The following is an 18,875-nucleotide window of genomic DNA, read 5'->3' as shown; positions in this document are numbered from 1 at the left end:
CCCTCTCAGAACGCGTCAGGCCGGGAGAAGTCCGCCGTCGCATACAGCGACTCCGGGTCGATGTGCGAGCGGATCAGGGGCAGGGTGCGCGAGACCGTGGTGTTGATCCGTTCGCGGAGGTCGTCGGAGCTGATTGCGTAGTCCTCGAAGTCGGATTCGCTCGCGTAGATGCCGAGCGGCAGCGTGAGCGACTGGAAGAAGCCGAACAGCGGGCGCATCTGGTGCTCGACCAGCAGCGCGTGGCGGTCGCTTCCGCCCGTCGCCGTGAGCACGATCGGCTTGTCCACGAGGGCGTACTGGCCGATGTGGTCGAAGAAGAGCTTGAACAGCCCGGTGTAGGTGGCCCGGTAGGCGGGCGAGCCGACCACGATGACGTCGGCGGCCTCCACCCTCTGCAGCGCCTCCTGGACCCGCGGGCTCAGGCCGCTGCGGAACGGCGCCGCCCCGAGCTCCCCGAGCAGCGGCGCGAGCTCGATGGTCGTGGCGGACCCGCCGGTCGCCTCCGCGAACGAGCGGGCGACCGCGTCGACGAGGACCGTGGTGCGGGAGGGCGCGGTCGGGCTGCCGCTCACGCCGACGACGTGGGGTGCGTGTGCCATGCGGGTACCGCCTTCGCTGGGTGGGGTCGGGAACGCGGCCAACGCTACCCCCGGCTCCCACGGATCGCGCCTGCGGCCGTCATGGTCCGTCACGGAGCCGCCACCGCCCCGTCACGCCTGCGGATACAGCCCCGCCACGATCTCCAGCGAGCGGATGCGGCCCTCCACCGTTGCGGCGCCGGAGGAGATCATCAGCTCGTCGACCCCGGTGGAGGCGATCAGCGCGTCCAGTCGCGCCTTCACCTCGTCCGGCGTCCCGATCGCCTGCCGGGCGTTGCGGGCGGCGATGAACTCCTCCTCCGCCGCGGAGAAGTCGTAGGCGAGCGCTTCCTCGACGCTCACCGGCTGCGGTTTGAGGCCGCGCCGCATCCGCAGGAACGACAGCTGCCCGGGCAGCGAGAGCGCACGCACCTGGTCGGGGTCGTCGTCGGACACGACGTTCACGGCGATCATCGAGTGCGGCTGGGCGAGCTGCTCCCCCGGCTCGAAGCGCGAACGGTAGAGGTCCAGCGCAGCCTCCGTGTTCTCGCCCGCGAAGTGGTGCGCGAAGGCGAACGGGAGGCCGAGGGCGGCCGCGACCTGGGCGCTGTACCCGCTCGAGCCGAGCAGCCACACCTGCGGGGCGTCGCCCAGCCCGGGCACGGCGGTGATGCCGTGCAGCGGGTTCGCGTCGCTCATGCCGCCGTAGAAGAGGCCGAAGAGGTCGAGGAGCTGCTGCGGGAAGTCGTCCACGCCGAGGCCCTCCGCGCTGCGGCGGAGCGCCATCGCCGTCGCGCCGTCGGTGCCCGGCGCGCGGCCGATGCCCAGATCGATGCGGTCGCCATACAGGGCGCGCAGGGTGCCGAACTGCTCCGCGACCACCAGCGGAGCGTGGTTGGGCAGCATCACGCCGCCCGAGCCGACCCGGATGCGCTCGGTCGCCGCCGCCACGCCCGCGATCAGGATCGCCGGCGCGCTGGACGCGATCGCGGGCATCCCGTGGTGCTCCGCCACCCAGAACCGCCGGTAGCCGAGACGTTCCGCCTGCTGTGCGAGGCGGACCGTCCCGGCTACGGCGTCGGCGTTGCTGCCGCCGGCGGGCCTGCTGGCGAGGTCGAGGACGTTGAGGGGGATGCTGGAGGAGGTCACGCCGAGGTCAACCGCGGCCGCCCTCCCGCCATTCCGGCGAGCCCGTCAGGACGAGCGGACCTTGCGCACCCACGCGGCGATGGCGACGGCCACCACGCCGACGACCAGGAGTCCCCCGCCGGCCCAGAGCGACCATTCGGCGATCACGGAGCCGGTGTCGGCCAGGCCGGAGCTGCCCGGGTCGCTGACAGTCGTCGCGGTGGTGTCAGCCGGGAGCACCGTGATCGACACCGAGCAGACGTGGCCGCTCGCGGCCCCGACACCGGTGATCGTGTACAGGCCGTTCGCGCTCGACGGCAGGGTCACGTGGAGGAGGTCGCTCCCGTCGGCGTTGGCGTGCTTCGTGAACGTCACCGAACTCGCCATGTGGATGTTCGCCCCGTCGAAGCCGCTGCCGGTCCAGGTGATGAGCTCACTCGGCGCCCAGGTCCCCGGGATACAGGTGACGACCGCGGTGCCTCCCGCCTGGATGGTGCTCACGTCGACGCTGCACGGCGCGCCGTTCGTGTACTCGTCCGCGTTCGCCGCCATGGGTGCGGCGAGCAGGAGACCTGCGGTGACGACCGCAGCCGCCAGAATCCTCTTCAGCATTGTGCTCACGTTCCCCTCGGCCGACGTACGTGGCATTAATGATTAATTCTCACTTTACACCCGGGCCGCACGGGACCGCGATGGTCCCGACCTTCTTCGGTGCCCCCATAACGGGGGTAGTGCCGTCGCCGTCGAGAGTGGGGGTCACGGCCACCGTCACCCCCGCACGCTTCTGCGTCGTGCCGAGAAACTCGACGTCGACCGTCTTCGACTCGCCCGGCTTGAGCTCGACCTCCACGACCGCGACCGGACGGCCGCCATCCGTGCCCGTGACGGAGGACATGCTCGCACCCCCGCTGCGCACACCGGCCAGCAGCCCCGCCTCAGGACCGTAGAACGCGATCCTGGTCAGGATGGACCCGCGCGGGACGCCGAACAGGTCGCCTCCGGTGACGTACGTCGACAGCGTCGTGGCGGCGTCCGCCGGAGCACGGTTGCTCAGCGTCACCTCGACGAGCGACGTCACCTTGCCGTCGGCCCGGCAGACCTTCGCCCCGGCCGAGACCGAGCTGCCGAGGTAGTAGTCCATCTTCCCGCCGGTGGCGTCGTTGAAGTAGACGCCGAGCGCCGTGTTGTCCGGCGTCGAGACCGGGAGGCCGCCGGCGAGCGTCGTGCCCGCCAGGATGCGCTGCTCCGCGGGGCGTGAGCTCCAGATGCGCACGCGGTCGGACTGGCCGGCGTCGGCGAGCACGCCGACGAGGGCCGAGCCGTTGACGCCGCCCTCGGCGACCTTGCCGAAGACGGCAGCGGCCGCGGAGGCGAAGAACAGGTCCTGATCCGCGGGATCCGCGTAGTGGCGGTAGACCTCGCTCAGCAGCAGCTGGACGGCGTTGTCGGCCGTGAGCGTGTCGCCGGTCGGCAGCGAGACCGGGCCGGTCGCACCCAGCAGGCCACTGAGCACGACCGGATCGAGGGCGATGACGCCGTCGACGACTCCGCCGTGATCGTGGACCCACATCGCCGACGCGGTGCGCGCGGCCAGCGGGAAGTCGGGGGTGACGTTGGCATCCTGGAGGTAGCGTCCGACCACGGTCCCGAAGAGGGCCGTGGTGGGCGCCGGCACGTCGAACACGGGCTCCGCCCACGGTCCGAACGCCGGCGACTGGGCGGCCATGGTGATGACGCCGTGATCGGTCCTGAACTCCGTGACCGAGCCGATGAGACCGCCGGTAGCACGCAGCTCGGCGGGATTCTGCGCGACCACGAGATAGGTGCGCGGCCCGTCCGCGCCGAGCATCCCCGGCAGCAGCCGCGCGGTGTTCGCGACGGCCTCCAGCTGGCCGCCCGCTTTGTCGAGCATCGTCCGCATCCGGGTGACCGCCCGATCGACCGGCTCGATGAGGCGACCCTCGTCGATCGCGTCCACCTGGCGCTGTGCCGCTTCGAACCCGCGCTGGGCCTTCTCGACGGCCGGAGCGGCCGCGATGAGGGGCGCGAGGTCGATCTTGCCGTGGGACAGCCGGAGCTGGCGGGGGTCCACCGAGCCCGCGACCGTGGCGAGCGGCTGGACGACCTGGGTCGAGAGCGTCTGGGTCGCGGCGGCGACGGTGCGGAAGGCCGCCAGGTCGTCGCCCAGCCACGGCACAACCTCCCCCGCTCGCCAGACCGGGTCGCTGGTGAGGTCGGCGGCTGTTCGGGCGTGCCGCGAGAGATCGGCGGCGGCCGCCCGCGCTTTGGCGGTGTCGCCCGTCTCCACGGCGGAGCGGGCGGCGTCGACGTCGTAGAGCGCGGCCTTCAGCTCCTGGCGCGCCAGGTACGCGCGCCAGCCGATCCAGCCGGCGCCGAGCAGGAGGATGAGGACGACGATGAGCACGGCGATAAGCACCGGGCGCCGGCGCCGCTGCTCTGTTGCGCGAACCGGAGGCGTCGAGTCGTCGTCCTCCGCGAGACCGTTCGACATGACCTAAAGATAACAAATCCTCACTTTTTACCCCAGGCCTGTGGGACCCCCCGAACGAGGGCGGCGCCGACGTATCAGCGGCCGAGCCCGCGGAACCGCCAGCCTGCGGCGCGCCACCGGTCGGCGTCGAGCGCGTTGCGGCCGTCGATGACCACGCGCTGCGTGACGAGCGCGCCCAGCTCCTCCGGATCGAGCGCGGTGAACTCGGGCCACTCGGTGATCAGCACCACGATGTCCGCGTCAGCCGCGGCCTCGGCCGCCGACCCCACGTAGCCGAGCTGCGGGGCACGCCGGCGCGCGTTCGGGACGGCCTCCGGATCGGTCGCGGTGACGACGGCGCCGCCCTCGGCCAGGCGGATCGCGATGTCGAGAGCCGGAGAGTCGCGGATGTCGTCCGAGTGCGGCTTGAAGGCGAGCCCGAGAACCGCGACCCGCACGCCGTCGAGGCCGCCGGCCTCCTCGCGCACCAGGTCGACGACGCGTTCCCGGCGGCGCAGGTTGATCTTGTCCACCTCGTCCAGGAACCGCACGGACTCGCCACGGCCGAGCTCCCGCGCACGCGCGCTGAACGCGCGGATGTCCTTGGGCAGGCAGCCGCCGCCGAAGCCGACCCCCGCGTTCAGGAAGCGGCGCCCGATCCGGGCGTCGTGACCGATCGCGTCCGCGAGCTGCGTCACATCCGCGCCCGTCACCTCCGCGATCTCCGCCATCGCGTTGATGAACGAGATCTTCGTAGCGAGGAACGCGTTCGCCGCGACCTTCACCAGCTCCGCCGTGGCGTAGTCGGTGACGATGACGGGCGTCCCGGCGGCGACCGCGCTCGCGTACACCTCGTCGAGGATGCGGGCGGCGCGCGCGCCCTGCTCGCCCTCCGGGACTCCGTAGACGAGCCGGTCGGGGCTCACCGTGTCCTGGACGGCGAAGCCCTCGCGGAGGAATTCCGGGTTCCACGCGAGCGTCGCGCCGGGCACCCGCTCGGCGACCAGCTCCGCGAGCCGGGAGGCGGTCCCCACCGGCACGGTGCTCTTGCCGACGATCACGTCACGGGGCGAGACGTGCTCCAGCAGCGAGGCGAACGCCGCATCCACGAAGCGCATGTCGGCGGCGTCGCCGTCCGCCGACTGCGGCGTGCCGACGGCGACGAAGTGCACGTCCGCGTCGGCGACGGCGGCGAAATCCGTGGTGAACCGCAGTCGCCCGCTGGCGGTGGCCGAGGCGAGGACGTCCGGGAGGCCCGGCTCGAAGAACGGCGCGCGCGCCTCGGAGAGGGCGGCGATCTTGGCCTCGTCGACATCGACGCCGACGACGGTGTGGCCCAGGTCGGCCATGGCTGCGGCGTGCACGGCTCCGAGGTAGCCGACGCCGATGACGGAGATGCGCATCAGGTGAAGTCCGGATCCGGTTCGCTGTCGTACACGGTGGGTGAGGAGACGGGCCAGCGCCGGCGTCCGTTGTTCAGGACGCCCTGGCTCTCGTCAAGGTAGCAGTTGCCGCACAGCGCCTCGTAGCTGACCGAGGCGCCGTCGATGGCGACCTGGTCGCCGTCGAAGACGAAGACGCCGTCGATCTTGCGCGCGTTGAAGATCGCCTTGCGGCCGCAGCGGCAGATCGTCTTCAGCTCCTCGAGGCTGTGGGCGACCTCCAGCAGACGCCGGCTGCCGGGGAACGCGACCGTCTGGAAGTCGGTGCGGATGCCGTAGGCGAGCACGGGGACGTCATCGAGCAGCGCGATCCGGAGCAGGTCGTCGATCTGCGCCTCGCTGAGGAACTGCGCCTCGTCGACGAGGAGCGCGCTCACATCGCGGCCGAAGCGCTTCACGGTGCGCTCGCGATGCTGCTGGAACCGGCCGTACGCGTCGGTCTCCGGAGCGATGAGGAAATCGACCTGCCGGGTCACCCCGAGCCGCGACAGGATGCCCATGTCGCCCTTGGTGTCGATCGCCGGCTTGGCGAGCAGCACCCGGTGCCCGCGCTCCTCGTAGTTGTACGCGGCCTGCAGCATGGCGGTGCTCTTGCCGCTGTTCATCGCGCCGTAGCGGAAATACAGTTTTGCCACGGAGCAATCCTATGCGGGCGGCGGAGGCTCAGGTGAGGTAGCCGTCCTCCGCGGCGCGGCGGATGAGGTCGGCGCGCGAGCTCGTCGGCCGGCCGGCCTTGCCGTACTTCTCGCGCACCCGGCGCAGGTAGGTCTTGGCGGTCTCGTACTGCACGTTCATCGCGCGGGCGACCTCGGAGGTCGTCCGGCCGTCGGCGTAGAGCACCAGCGCCTGCCGTTCGCCGTCGCTGAGCTTGGGGCGGGAGGCCTCCGGCACGGTCGGCCGCGGCCGCCAGACCGGGACCGACTCACGCTCGGGCGCGGCGCCGTCCCTGCCGACGGCGGCGAGCGCTGCAGCGATCAGCTCGGCCATCGGCTGCGTCTTCGTGACGTAGGCGACCGCGCCGGCAGCGAGCGCGGCGTCGCGGTCCTCCTGCGTGTCGACCGCGCTCAGCACCACGACCTTCGCGCCGGCGGCGCGGCAGGTGCGCACCCGGGCGCCGATCGACACGGACTCCCGCAGCTGGAGGTCCATGATGACCAGGTCGGTCGGGAACGCGTCGCTGTGGACGAGTTCGAGCCAGCTGCCCGCGCGGACGACGAGGTCGAAGTCGGGGGCGTTCTTGTCGATCCAGGCGGCGAGGCTGTCGAGGAGGATCTCGTGGTCGTCGAGGATCGCGAGTCGGATCGGGGGCGCGGAGGATCCGGGATGTGCTGTGCTGGTGCTCATGGTGCTCGCCTCTCAGGATAGGCGAATCGGACGGTGAGCCCGTCCGCTCTCACGCGCATCGACGCCACCATGGACACCGACTGCAGCGCGCTGAGGAACGGGACGAGCTCGGAGCGCAGCGCCCGCCGGCGCTCGCTCGTGCGGGCGGTGAGCAGGAAGACCGGCGAGCCGGGCCGGGTGACCGACACGGAGAGGCTGCCCGGCTCCAGTCCGGGGAAGGCGGCGACGGTCGCGATGAGGGCCCCGACGATCGCGCGCTGTTCGTCGCTCAGCACCTCTTCGAGCCGGTCCGGATCGTCCACGCGGGGCGCGCCGCCCGCGTCCACGCCGCGGCGCGAGAGGGCGAGCGCGACGGTCTCCGCCAGCCAGCTCCGCCGGACCGCCTCCACGGCCGCCGCGCGCAGCGTCTCGGCGATCCTCCTGGCCTGCACCCGGTCCTCGTCGGTGATGACGCCGCGCGCGGCCAGTGCGGTCAGGAACGGCACGGCCTCAGCGTTCAGCGCGGTCGCGCGCTCCTGCGCGACCATCCGCGCTGCGACCTGGCGCAGCTCGCCGTCGAGCCGCAGCTGTCCCGCCCGTGCGACCTCACGCCAGCGGAGCGTCTCGCCGGTCATGGTCCACGCGTAGCCCGCTCCCCCGCACGCGAGGGCGAGCACCGGCGTCGCGGCGACGGTCGCGAAGACGAGCGGGTGGTTGGCGATCTGCAGCGACGGGCTCTGCGCCGAGGCGAGACCGCCCAGCACGACGGCGGCCACCCCGGCGACGGTGAGGACTTCAGCGACCGGCCGGTACAGCGGCATCGCCGTCAGCAGCAGCGCGACCGCGATCTGCCCCCAGTCGTCCTGGATGCGCTCGTTGCGCCCCCAGACCGCTGCGGCGAACAGGCACGCGGCGGCGAGGGCGACGCCGATGATCGCCAGATGCGACCACAGTCCGACCGGAGGGAGGCCGGGATGCGTCCGGACCGCCGCGACCACGACCGCCACGACCAGCACGGCGAGGGCCCACCCCGCGAGGGCGGGATCGCGGAGCTGATCGCGGTGCACGACCGTCGAGAACACCGCGTAGGCCACCGCTACGGCGCCGAGCAGCGGGACCAGGAGCCACGCGGACTGCACGCCGAGCGGGTCCAGCCGCTGGGGCGTGCGCTCGACCGGCAGCGAACGGTAGTGCACGATCGTCTCGGACAGCACCTTGCTCATGCGGCCTCCTCGACGGGGAGGGTCATGATCACGGTGGTCCCGACGTCTTCGGCGGAGTAGACGGTCACCGTTCCGCCGGCCTTGCTGATGCGCTCGTGCACGGACTGCCGCAGACCCAGGCGGTCGCTGCTCGCGGATCCGACCGCGAAGCCGCGGCCGCCGTCGACGACCATGACGGAGACGGACGCGTCCCCGCAGGAGAAGGCGACCTCTGCCGTCGCGCTGCCGGAGTGCCGGAGCACGTTGACCAGGCACTGCCGCACGGCGAGGCCGACGGCACGGCGCGCGTCGGCGCTCAGCCGGCCGATCGCCTCCCGCTCGCCCGAGACGTCGACGGCGAGTCCCTCGTCGCGGGCGTCCTCGATGGCCCTGCGCAGTTCGCTCTCATACCAGGGGTCGTCGTCGCCCGTCGGGACGTCGTCGGGCGGCAGACCGGCGGCGCCGAGCCGGAGGAGGTCGGACTCGATGCGCTGGCGGAGGCGCGCGGGCAGCTCGCCCGGCTCCACGGTGGCGACGGCCACCAACTCGCTCAGCACGGTGTCATGGAGGTCGGCGGTGGACTCCGCCAGCAGCTCGCGCCGCAGGTCGACGAGGCGCGCGTCCCGGACCGCCCGATGGATGGCGCCCTGGGTCCGCGAGCGCGAGCCCCGGGTGAGCCCGTCGAAGGCGAGCACCCCGACCAGCAGGAGATACGCGCTCAGCGATACCGCGTCGGGCCGGAACACGCGCCCGGCCGCGGTCGCCCCCAGGAAGACGGCCGCCTCCGCGAGCGCGAACCCGAGCGTGGCCCACAGCACGCCGACGAGGGACCCGGTGCCCGTGCCCCCGACCAGGGTCATCGCGACGACCGGGAGGGCGACGACGAGCAGATTGGTGTCCCGGTACTCGGGGGTGCTCTCGAACAGCAGGTAGATGTAGAAGAAGGTGCAGACCGCACCGACCAGCAGGTAGGCCACGGTGAGCGCGACGGTCCGGCCGCGCGACAGCAGGACCAGCAAGGCCATCATGGGGAGCAGGACAAGGGTGCTGATCCAGGAGGTCGGCCCGGTCGTCCCGCCGACCGTCGAGACCGCGACGTTCACCGCCGCCATCACGAGGCAGACCAGTGCCGCCCAGCGGGCGGCGGTGGCCAGCGCGCGGGAGTTCGCCGCCCTGGAGAGGTGGCTGGGAAGGCCGAGCGACACCAGACTCCTTCGGCGCGAGACGGACCGACGCCGAGGACGTCGGTGGGCGCCACCCGTCCGCGGCGTCCCAGAGGGGATTATGGCAGCAACCCGGCCCGCTGTGTACCCCGGGAGGGGCGGCGCGCTGTACCCCGTGGGATTTGCGGGTCCGCAACGACCATCCCACCCCGCTCAGAACAGCGTCGGCTGCACCCCCAACCTCACCAGCGCGTTCTCCGGCGCCACCTCCTCCGGAGCCACCCGCTCCGCCGAGCCGCCGCCCGAGCCGCCGCCCGGCCCATACCGGTCCAGCACCCGGCGCTCGCCCTCCCCGTCGCGCAGCATCCCCAGTGCCGACGACCGCACGCCACCGGTGAGCGGATCCTCCTGCCCGCGCTCGAGGCCGTGGGCCCGGATGAGCGGCTTGATGCGCGCGGCGAGCCAGGCGCGGTACTCCTTGGGGGCGTAGGTGCCGCGGCCGTACATGCTGCGGTACTGCGCGAGCAGCTCGGGATGCTCCCGCCCCAGCCACAGGTAGTACCACTCCTTCACGCCTGGCTTCAGGTGCAGGGCGGTGTACAGCACGCTCGTCGCGCCCGCCTCCTTCGCCTGGCGCAGGGCCTCGTCGAGGTGGGCGCGCGTATCGGTGAGGTACGGGAGGATCGGCATCAGGAACACCCCACAGTCGAGGCCGTGCTCGCGCACGGCGGTCACGGTCGCCAGCCGTGCCTTGGTTGTGGGCGTGCCCGGCTCGACCGACTGCTGTAACTCGTCGTCGTAGACGGCGATCGACATGGCCAGGTCGACCGGGACCTTCCCCGCCGCGTCTGCCAGCCGATCGAGGTCGCGGCGCAGCAGCGACCCCTTGGTGAGGATGCTGAACGGCGTGCCCGAGTCGGTCAGCGCGTCGATGATGCCCGGCATGAGCGCATAGCGCCCCTCCGCCCGCTGATACGGGTCGGTGTTCGTGCCGAGCGCGACGGGATGATGTCCCCAGCTCGGCTTCGTCAGCTCCTTGCGCAGCACGTCGGCCACATTGACCTTGACGATGATCTCCTGATCGAAGTCCTTGCCCTGGTCGAGCTCGAGATAGCTGTGCGTGGGGCGCGCGAAACAGTACACGCACGCGTGCGAGCAGCCGCGGTACGGGTTGATGGTCCAGCCGAAGGGCATCGGCCCTCCCCCGCCCGGGATCTTGTTGAGCGCCGACTTGGCGAGCACCTCGTGGAACGTGATGCCCGCGAACTCCGGCGTGCGCACCGACCGCACCAGGTTGTTCAGCCGGGCGAGACCGGGCAGGGCCGACGGCGTCTCCACCGCCAGCTCCTGCCCGCTCCACCTCATGCGTCTATTCGAACATACGTTCGAATCAACGTCAAGCGACGCCCGTCACGCGTCGCCCAGCGTGGCGCTGCGCAGCGACACCACCTCCCCCGACCAGCGCTCGCGCAACCACCGGTCGTGGCTCGCCACGACCACCGCGCCCGGGTAGCCGCCGAGGGCGGCCTCCAGCTCGGTGGCGAGGCTGAGCGACAGGTGGTTGGTGGGCTCGTCGAGCAGGAACACGTGCGGCGGCCGCGCCATGATCAGCGCCAGCGCGAGCCGGCGCTGCTGCCCGACGGACAGCGCACCGACCTCGCGGTCGAGGTCGCGCGGCGCGATGAGACCGAGCCCGGCCAGCGGGACCGCCTCCGCGCGCCGCTCCCCCAGTGCCAGCTCGTAGATCCGCCGCGGCGTCTGCGTCGGGTCCGCGAAGCGCACGTCCTGCTCCAGCAGCTCCACCCGCAGCCCGCGCCGGCGGTGCACCGTGCCGGCGAGCGGCACGATCCGCCCCGCGAGCACGGAGAGCAGCGTCGACTTGCCCGCCCCGTTGGGCCCGGTGACGAGCACGCGCGAGTCGGCCTCCACGGCGAACCGGCCGAGACTCAGCCGCCCTGGCACGTGGAGGTCGTCCGCCTGCAGCAACGACCCGGCCTCGTCGCCCAGGCGCTGGAACCCCGCGGGGATCCCGGAGAAGCCCAGCGGCTTGGGAGGCTTGCGCACCTGCGACTTCGTCAGTTCGTCCAGCCGGCCGTCCGCGTTGCGGACGCGCCTGCTGATCTGCCGGTCGAGGGTGTTGCCCTTGTACGACTTGACGAACTTGTCGTTGTCGCGCACCTTGCCCGACCACGCGATGGAGCGCGCGGTCACGTCGACCGCGTGCTTCAGCGCCGCGAGCTCGGCCTGCTCATCCGCATACTGCTTCTCCCAGCGCTGCCGCTCGGCCGCCTTCTCGGCGAGGTACGCGCTGTACCCGCCGCCGAACACCGTCGTGCCGGTGCGCGTCGGATCCAGGTCGAGGAGGCCGGTTGCCGCCGAGTCGAGGAACGCACGGTCGTGGCTCGCGAAGAGCACGGGGCCGTGCCAGCCGAGGAGCTGCGACTCCAGGAACGTCGCGGCCGCGTCGTCCAGGTGGTTCGTCGGCTCGTCGAGCAGCAGCGCCTCCGGCCGGCCGAGGAGCAGCGCGGCCAGTGCGAACCGGCTGCGCTGGCCTCCGGAGACCTCGTCCAGCCGCCGGGCCAGCGGGATGGCGCCCACTCCGAGGCCGTCGAGGAGCGCGTCGCGACGCGACTCGATCGACCAGATTTCGGCGAGCTCGGCCGCCGCGAGGGCGGCGTCGTACCGTGCGTGGGCGGCGGGGTCGTCCACCGCGAGCGCCGCAGCCGCGACCTCCAGCTCGCGCTCGATGGCGCGCACCTCGGCGAGGGCGTCCTCGATCAGTGTGGCCAGCGTGTCGTCGGGCCGGAACCGGACCTCCTGCCAGAGGAAGCCGACGCGCCTCGGCCGCGCGACGACCCCGGAGTCCGGGGTCTCCGCGCCGGCGAGCACGCGCAGCAGCGTGGACTTTCCCGCGCCGTTCTCGCCGATCAGGCCGACGCGGGCGCCGGGAGGCACCGTGAGGGACACGTCCGAGAGCACGCGCCGTTCGCCGTAGCGGACGGAGACACCGTCGGCGCGCAGTGGGGTGAGTGTGAGTGTTGGCATTGTGAACCACCTTCCGGGCGCTCCATCACGGAGCAGGCTCCCGCCGGGCGGACTTCCGTCACGAGTGCGCCGGAGCGCCCGGTGCTGGATGACCAGGCGGCGCAGGACCTATGGGTCGCTCACTCGATCGACGGCGCCTCGGGCGCGGGACGAGAGGAGGGGTTCACTTCATAGCGTGGACGACCATAACAGGTCGCGGGCACGGCTGTCCAGCCGATCCGCACCTCGGGCATGGATCGGCTGCGGACGACCGGGCGTCAGGCCCGGACGACCTGGCCGGCGGGGCTCTCCGCCAGGTCGAGCACGGCCGCGGTCTCGGCCAGCACGCGCTCGGCCTCCGCGGGCCGGTCGTTGAGGGTGCTGCCCACGGTCGGGATGAGCTGCTTCAGCGTCGGCAGCCAGCCCTCGTAGCGGTCGGGGAAGCAGCGCTTCAGCAGGTCGACCATGATCGGCACGGCCGTCGAGGCGCCCGGAGAGGCACCGAGCAGACCGGCGATCGAGCCGTCCTCGGAGGCGATCACCTCGGTGCCGAACTGCAGCACGCCGCCCTTCTTCGGATCCTTCTTCATCACCTGCACGCGCTGGCCGGCGGTGATGAGCTCCCAGTCCTCCGACTTCGCGGTGGGCATGAACTCCTGCAGCGCCTTCATCTTCTTGGCGCGGTTGGCGAGCACCTCGCCGACCAGGTACTTGATGAGGGAGAAGTTGTCGCGGGCGACCGCCAGCATCGGGCCGAGGTTGCCGGCGCGGACCGAACCGGGCAGGTCCCACCAGCTGCCGCTCTTGAGGAACTTGGGGCTGAAGCCCGCATAGGGGCCGAACAGCAGGGAGGTCTCGCCGTCGACCACGCGTGTGTCGAGGTGCGGGACCGACATCGGCGGGGCGCCGACCGCGGCCTTGCCGTAGACCTTCGCCTGGTGCTGCGCGACGATCTTCGGGTCGCTGGTGCGGAGGAACTGCCCGGAGATCGGGAAGCCGCCGAAGCCCTTGATCTCGGGGATGCCGGACTTCTGCAGCAGGTGCAGGGCGCCGCCGCCCGCGCCGACGAACACGAAGCGCGCGAGGGCCTCGTGCGGCGTGTGACCGACCTCGTGCCGGACGCGCAGCTTCCAGAGCCCGTCGGAGGTGCGCTTGATGCCGAGGACCTTGTGGTTGAGCGCCAGGTCGGCGCCGTTGGCGACCAGGTCGTCCACCAGCGCGCGGGTCAGCGCGCCGAAGTCGACGTCGGTGCCCGCCGTCTGCCGCGTGGCCGCGATCCGCTGCTTGGCGTTGCGCTTCTTGGTGAGCAGCGGGGTCCACTCGCCGATGGTGGCGGGGTCCTCGGAGTACTCCATGCCCTCGAAGAGCGGTTGGTCCTTGAGAGCCTCGTAGCGCTTGCGGAGGTAGCGCACGTTGTCGCGGCCGCGGACGAACGTCATGTGCGGCGTCGCGTTGATGAAGGTGCGCGGGTCGGGCAGGTGGCCGGCGGCGACGAGGGAGGCCCAGTACTGCCGGCTGAGCTGGAACTGCTCGTTGATGCTGATCGCCTTGGCCGGGTCGACGCTGCCGTCGGCGGCCTCCGGCATGTAGTTGAGCTCGCAGAGGGCGGCGTGGCCGGTGCCCGCGTTGTTCCACGGGTTCGAGCTCTCCTGGGCCACCTCGCCCAGGGACTCGTAGATGCGGATGCTCCAGTCGGGCTGCACGCGCTGGATCATGGAGCCCAGCGTCGCGCTCATGATTCCGCCGCCGATCAGGACGACGTCGATGGGGTCAGTGCTCACCAGACAATCCTACGGTGAGTGGGGTCGGGGGCCGTCGTTGCACGGTTATCTGTCTCGATATCGAGACATCCCTCAGGCCGCCGACGCCCCGGCGACGATCAGCGCGATGCCGGAGACGACCAGGCTGACCAGCAGCACGCCGAAGCCGATCCAGACCAGCGCGATGGCGCCGTTGGGCTTCTGCGGGTCGCGGCCGAGCGGCGAGGCGCGCGATGGCGGAGTTCGACGTCAGCCGGATGCCGGAGGACGGCGGCCGCGGAGGGGCCCTCGCGTACGCGGTGCTCGGGACGGCCCTGTACGACCCCGTGGTCGCGGCGCTGCGCCGCCTGGCGCACCAGGACGCGGCGGCGCGCCGCCTCGGCGCCGCCGCACCCGACGCTCCCGCAGCACCTTAAACCAGAACGAGGGGCACATCGTTGTCACTTTCGGGGTGCGAAAGTGACAACGACGTGCCCCTCGGCGAGGTGGGTCAGCCGGCGACGCGGGTGGCGAGGCGCTCGGCGACCAGTTCCGCGATCTGCACCGCGTTGAGCGCGGCACCCTTGCGGAGGTTGTCGTTGCTGATGAACAGCGCGAGGCCGCGGCCCTCCGGCGCGCCCTCGTCGGCGCGGATGCGGCCGACGAAGCTCGGGTCCTGGCCGGCGGCCTCCAGCGGGGTGGGGACGTCCGTCAGCTTCACGCCCGGGGCGTTCGCGAGCAGCTCGGTCGCGCGCTCGGGGCTGAGCGGCGAGGCGAACTCGGCGTTGATCGACAGCGAGTGGCCGGTGAACACCGGCACGCGCACGCAGGTGCCGCTCACCAGCAGGTCCGGGAGGCCGAGGATCTTGCGGCTCTCGTTGCGGAGCTTCTTCTCCTCGTCCGTCTCGTTGAACCCGTCGTCGACGATCGAGCCGGCGAGCGGGATGACGTCGAACGCGATCGGGCGGACGTACTTGACCGGCTCGGGAAGCGTGACGGCCGAGCCGTCGTGCACGAGCTCGAGCAGGTTCTCGTCGGCGACCGCGGCGCGGACCTGCCCGGCGAGCTCTTCGGCGCCGGCCAGACCGGAGCCGGAGACCGCCTGGTAGGTGCTCACGATGAGCCGCTGGAGGCCGGCCTCCTCGTGCAGGACCTTCAGCACCGGCATGGCCGCCATCGTGGTGCAGTTCGGGTTCGCGATGATGCCCTTGCGCGCCTCGGCGATGGCCTCGGGGTTGACCTCGGAGACCACCAAGGGGACGTCCGGGTCCATCCGCCAGCCGCTGGAGTTGTCGATGACGATCGCGCCGGCCTCGGCGAACCGGGGCGCCTGCGCCTTGGAGCCGGTGGCGCCTGCGGAGAACAGTGCGATGTCGATGCCGGAGACGTCCGCGGTCGCGACGTCCTCGACCGTGATCTCCTCGCCGCGGAACGGCAGCTTCGTGCCGGCCGAGCGCGACGAGGCGAAGAAGCGGATGCTCTTGACCGGGAAGTCGCGCTCCTCCAGCAGCTGCCGCATCACGCCGCCGACCTGGCCGGTGGCGCCGACGACGGCGATGTCAAGGCCGGGAGTGGTCTCGCTCATGGTGTTGCCCTTCGTAGGTCTGGTCTGAAGAGGTGAACGGGATGGCGACGGCGGCCATTCCCGCACGCCGGGTCGGGTTGCTCAGCGGCCGGTGCCGGCGTAGACGATGGCCTTCTCGCCGCCGTCCAGCCCGAAGGCGGTGTGCACGACGCGGGCGGCCTCCGCCACGGTGTCGGCGCGGGTGACGACGGAGATGCGGATCTCGCTGGTGGAGATCATCTCGATGTTGATCCCGGCCTCGTACAGCGCCTCGAACAGCTTCGCGGAGACGCCGGAGTTGGTGCGCATCCCGGCGCCGACGAGCGCCAGCTTGCCGATCTGGTCGTCGTACTGGAGGGCCTGGTAGCCGACCTCGTCGCGCTCGCTGCTCAGCGCGGTCAGCACGCGCTGGCCCTCCGACTTCGGGAGGGTGAACGAGATGTCGGTGAGGCTGGTGGCGGCGGCGGACACGTTCTGGACGATCATGTCGACGTTGGCGTTGGCCTTCGCGACGATCTTGAAGATCTGCGCGGCCTTGCCCGGGACGTCGGGCACGCCGACGACGGTGATCTTCGCCTCGCTCAGGTCGGTGGCGACTCCGGAGATGATGGGCTCTTCCACTGTTCCATCCTTCTTCGCGGCCTCGGCCGCTGCTGCTTCGTTGAGGACGTACGTTCCCACCCGGTTCGAGAACGAGGAGCGCACGTGCAGGGTCACGTTGTGGCGGCGGGCGTACTCCACCGCGCGGATGTGCAGGACCTTCGCGCCGGCGGCCGCGAGCTCCAGCATCTCCTCGCTGGTGATGCGGTCGATCTTGCGCGCGAGCGGAACCTGCCGGGGGTCGGAGGTGAACACGCCGTCGACGTCCGTGTAGATCTCGCAGACCTCGGCACCGAGGGCGGCGGCGAGGGCGACGGCGGTGGTGTCGGAGCCGCCGCGGCCGAGCGTCGTGATGTCGCGCGTGTCGCGGTTGAAGCCCTGGAAGCCGGCGACGATGGCGATGGCGCCCTCGTCGAGCGCCTCCTTGATGCGGCCGGGGGTGACGTCCACAATGCGCGCGGCGCCGTGCTGCGCGTCGGTGATCATGCCGGCCTGGCTGCCCGTGAAGGAGCGGGCGTCGTAGCCCATGCTCTTGATCGACATCGCCAGCAGCGCCATCGAGATGCGCTCGCCGGCGGTCAGCAGCATGTCCAGCTCGCGGGGAGCGGGGATGGGGGTGACCTCGTGCGCCAGATCGACCAGCTCGTCGGTGGTGTCACCCATGGCCGAGACTGCTACGACGACCTCGTTGCCCGCCTTGCGCGTCTCGACGATGCGCTTGGCGACGCGCTTGATGCTCTCGGCGTCGGCGACGGACGAACCGCCGTATTTCTGAACGATCAGGGCCACAGGCACTCCAGAACTCACGGGAGTGACCATTCTACCGGCCGGAGATATGCCGCCCCGGTCATGTGACGTAACCCCGAGCCCTCAGTCGAGCTGGGTCAGGAGACTTGGCGGCGGCCCTCGAAGGCGCGGCCGAGGGTGACCTCGTCGGCGTACTCCAGGTCGCCGCCGACCGGGAGGCCGGAGGCGAGCCGGGTGACGCGGATCTCGAGCGTGGTCAGCAGCCGGCTGAGGTAGGTGGCCGTCGCCTCGCCCTCCAGGTTGGGGTCGGTGGCGATGATGACCTCCTGGACCGTGCCGTCCGCGAGGCGCTGCATGAGCTGGCGGATGCGGAGGTCGTCGGGGCCGACGCCGTCGATCGGGCTGATCGCGCCGCCGAGCACGTGGTAGAGCCCGCGGAACTCGCGGGTGCGCTCGATGGCGACGACGTCCTTGGCCTCCTCGACCACGCAGATCGTGTCGGGCGAGCGACGGGGGTCGCGGCAGATGGTGCAGGTCGGCTGCTCGGAGACGTTGCCGCAGATCTCGCAGAACCGCACCTTGTCCCGCACCTCCAGCAGCACCTCGGCCAGCCGGGTGACGTCGAAGCTCTCGGTCTGCAGGATGTGGAACGCGATCCGCTGCGCCGACTTCGGCCCGATGCCGGGCAGCCGGCCGAGCTCGTCGATCAGCTCCTGAACGATGCCTTCGTACACGCCGCTACCTCATGCCCATCGTGGGAGGCGCGGGCTGCTCCTCGAGGAAGCGCGCGCCGAGGATCTCGCGGACCACCGCCTCGCCGTAGCGCTGCGGGGCCTGGAAGGTGGGCGTGCGGGCGCCGGAGGCGGGGGCGGAGCGTTCGGGAGCCGGGCGCTCAGCGGTCTGGCGCTCGGGAGCCTGGCGCTCGGGAGCCTGCCGCGCGGGGGCGGGGCGCTCGGGGGCGCGCTGCTGCGGAGCCGTGCGCTCGGGTGCGACCTCGACGTCGGGCTCGGGCGGGGCTGCGGCCCAGTCGCCGGCCGGCTCTTCGGGGACGGCGGACTCGTAGGGCGGCTCGATCTCCTCCGGCGGCTCGAGGTCGTCGGGCGGGAGGTCGTCGGGCAGCCCGGCAGTGGAGGGCGCGGGTGCAGCCGGGGCCGGAGCGGCAACGCGCGCCGCTGGAGCATCAGGACGCTCCAGCGTGGCCACTGCGGCGGGCGCCGCCACCGACACGGACGCGGGGATGGTGACTGTCGCCCACTCCGTGACCGAGGCCGAGGGCGCCGCGGCCGACGGTGCCGAGGCGGGCGCGGCGGACGGCACACCACCGGCAGGCCGGGACGCCGACGACGGCGCGGCCGAGCCCTCCGATGAAGCGGGGCGAGCGGCAGCCGTGCCGTCTCCGTCGGCGCCGGGCCAGGTCGGGGCCCCGGGCGCCGAGGGCGCGCCCCCGGAGGGACGGGCCGGGCCACCGTCGGACGGGGTGCCGTCGGCGCGCGCGATGAACTTGACCCTGATGCCCAGGATGTCGATGATCGCCTGACGCAGGTACTCGCTCACGCCCTGGCCGCCCGGGGTCTGCGGCTGGCGGAAGCTCTGCACGTCGTTGTCGCTCGGGAACGACAGCGTGAGCACGTCACCGTTGAGCGAGCGGACCTGGGCCGTGAACACGACCATCCACGCGCTGCGCTTGGCGCGCTGCACGGCGTCGAGGATCTGCGGCCAGGAGTCCTTGACCTGCTGCGTGCTGACGGCGCCGACGGGAGCCGGAGCGACGGGAGTCGGGTCAGGAGCGGGAGCCGCGGGGGCGGGAGCCGGAGCGGAGGCTGCCGGCGCCGGCTCGGCGACCGGCTCCGCGGCGGGCGCGACCGGCTCGGCTG

17 protein-coding genes are annotated in these 18,875 nt (G+C 72.0%); 1 reads left to right on the top strand and 16 read right to left on the bottom strand.

Annotation, left to right across the window (positions count from 1 at the left end):
• Positions 1 to 5: 5 nt before the first annotated feature.
• The 12 genes from msuE to AC3A3H_RS08320 all read right to left on the bottom strand — a co-directional run bounded on the left by msuE (position 6) and on the right by AC3A3H_RS08320 (position 14,132).
• On the bottom strand, positions 6 to 599 hold the full coding sequence (msuE, locus tag AC3A3H_RS08375) for an FMN reductase (protein WP_487614099.1): 594 nt from the start codon (positions 597 to 599) through the stop codon (positions 6 to 8).
• Between the two features lie 111 nt (positions 600 to 710).
• Positions 711 to 1,727, bottom strand: a complete 1,017-nt coding sequence (locus AC3A3H_RS08370) for an LLM class flavin-dependent oxidoreductase (RefSeq protein ID WP_487614098.1) — start codon at positions 1,725 to 1,727, stop codon at positions 711 to 713.
• A 45-nt stretch (positions 1,728 to 1,772) separates the two neighbouring features.
• Complete coding sequence (locus tag AC3A3H_RS08365) at positions 1,773 to 2,318, bottom strand: hypothetical protein (RefSeq protein WP_487614097.1); 546 nt, start codon at positions 2,316 to 2,318, stop codon at positions 1,773 to 1,775.
• Between the two features lie 49 nt (positions 2,319 to 2,367).
• On the bottom strand, positions 2,368 to 4,218 hold the full coding sequence (locus tag AC3A3H_RS08360) for a DUF4012 domain-containing protein (protein WP_487614096.1): 1,851 nt from the start codon (positions 4,216 to 4,218) through the stop codon (positions 2,368 to 2,370).
• Positions 4,219 to 4,292: 74 nt separating this feature from the next.
• On the bottom strand, positions 4,293 to 5,600 hold the full coding sequence (locus AC3A3H_RS08355) for a UDP-glucose dehydrogenase family protein (protein ID WP_487614095.1): 1,308 nt from the start codon (positions 5,598 to 5,600) through the stop codon (positions 4,293 to 4,295).
• Positions 5,600 to 6,274: a thymidine kinase gene (locus AC3A3H_RS08350; RefSeq protein WP_487614094.1), complete on the bottom strand. Its 675-nt coding sequence runs from the start codon at positions 6,272 to 6,274 to the stop codon at positions 5,600 to 5,602. Before AC3A3H_RS08350 ends, AC3A3H_RS08355 begins: the two co-directional genes overlap by 1 nt.
• Before the next feature lie 28 nt (positions 6,275 to 6,302).
• Positions 6,303 to 6,983: a response regulator transcription factor gene (locus AC3A3H_RS08345; RefSeq protein WP_487614093.1), complete on the bottom strand. Its 681-nt coding sequence runs from the start codon at positions 6,981 to 6,983 to the stop codon at positions 6,303 to 6,305.
• Positions 6,980 to 8,185, bottom strand: coding sequence for a hypothetical protein (locus AC3A3H_RS08340; protein ID WP_487614092.1), 1,206 nt, complete (start codon positions 8,183 to 8,185; stop codon positions 6,980 to 6,982). The genes AC3A3H_RS08345 and AC3A3H_RS08340 overlap by 4 nt, the downstream gene beginning before the upstream one ends.
• Positions 8,182 to 9,369, bottom strand: coding sequence for a sensor histidine kinase (locus AC3A3H_RS08335; protein WP_487614091.1), 1,188 nt, complete (start codon positions 9,367 to 9,369; stop codon positions 8,182 to 8,184). Before AC3A3H_RS08335 ends, AC3A3H_RS08340 begins: the two co-directional genes overlap by 4 nt.
• Positions 9,370 to 9,540: 171 nt before the next feature.
• Positions 9,541 to 10,692 carry an Rv2578c family radical SAM protein gene (locus AC3A3H_RS08330; protein ID WP_487614090.1) on the bottom strand — a complete coding sequence of 384 codons (1,152 nt, stop codon included), beginning with the start codon at positions 10,690 to 10,692 and terminating at the stop codon, positions 9,541 to 9,543.
• A 45-nt stretch (positions 10,693 to 10,737) separates the two neighbouring features.
• Positions 10,738 to 12,372, bottom strand: coding sequence for an ABC-F family ATP-binding cassette domain-containing protein (locus AC3A3H_RS08325; protein ID WP_487614089.1), 1,635 nt, complete (start codon positions 12,370 to 12,372; stop codon positions 10,738 to 10,740).
• Positions 12,373 to 12,629: 257 nt separating this feature from the next.
• Positions 12,630 to 14,132, bottom strand: coding sequence for a malate:quinone oxidoreductase (locus AC3A3H_RS08320; RefSeq protein ID WP_487614088.1), 1,503 nt, complete (start codon positions 14,130 to 14,132; stop codon positions 12,630 to 12,632).
• A 212-nt stretch (positions 14,133 to 14,344) separates the two neighbouring features.
• Between AC3A3H_RS08320 and AC3A3H_RS08315 the strand changes: the two genes are divergently transcribed.
• Positions 14,345 to 14,527, top strand: coding sequence for a hypothetical protein (locus tag AC3A3H_RS08315; RefSeq protein ID WP_487614087.1), 183 nt, complete (start codon positions 14,345 to 14,347; stop codon positions 14,525 to 14,527).
• Between the two features lie 74 nt (positions 14,528 to 14,601).
• Here the strand turns inward: AC3A3H_RS08315 and AC3A3H_RS08310 are convergent, their stop codons facing one another.
• From AC3A3H_RS08310 to AC3A3H_RS08295, 4 genes are all read right to left on the bottom strand, one after another.
• Positions 14,602 to 15,675 carry an aspartate-semialdehyde dehydrogenase gene (locus tag AC3A3H_RS08310; RefSeq protein WP_487614086.1) on the bottom strand — a complete coding sequence of 358 codons (1,074 nt, stop codon included), beginning with the start codon at positions 15,673 to 15,675 and terminating at the stop codon, positions 14,602 to 14,604.
• 81 nt (positions 15,676 to 15,756) lie between these two features.
• Positions 15,757 to 17,043, bottom strand: coding sequence for an aspartate kinase (locus AC3A3H_RS08305; RefSeq protein ID WP_487614174.1), 1,287 nt, complete (start codon positions 17,041 to 17,043; stop codon positions 15,757 to 15,759).
• A gap of 95 nt (positions 17,044 to 17,138) precedes the next feature.
• Positions 17,139 to 17,735, bottom strand: a complete 597-nt coding sequence (gene recR / locus AC3A3H_RS08300; protein WP_370056432.1) for a recombination mediator RecR — start codon at positions 17,733 to 17,735, stop codon at positions 17,139 to 17,141.
• Between the two features lie 4 nt (positions 17,736 to 17,739).
• Positions 17,740 to 18,875, bottom strand: a 1,136-nt coding sequence (locus AC3A3H_RS08295) for a DNA polymerase III subunit gamma/tau domain-containing protein (protein ID WP_487614085.1), incomplete at its 5' end; no start/stop codon positions are given.

The organism is Leifsonia sp. Soil_N53, assembly GCF_057655165.1.
This window is presented reverse-complemented; position numbering and strand designations above follow the sequence as displayed.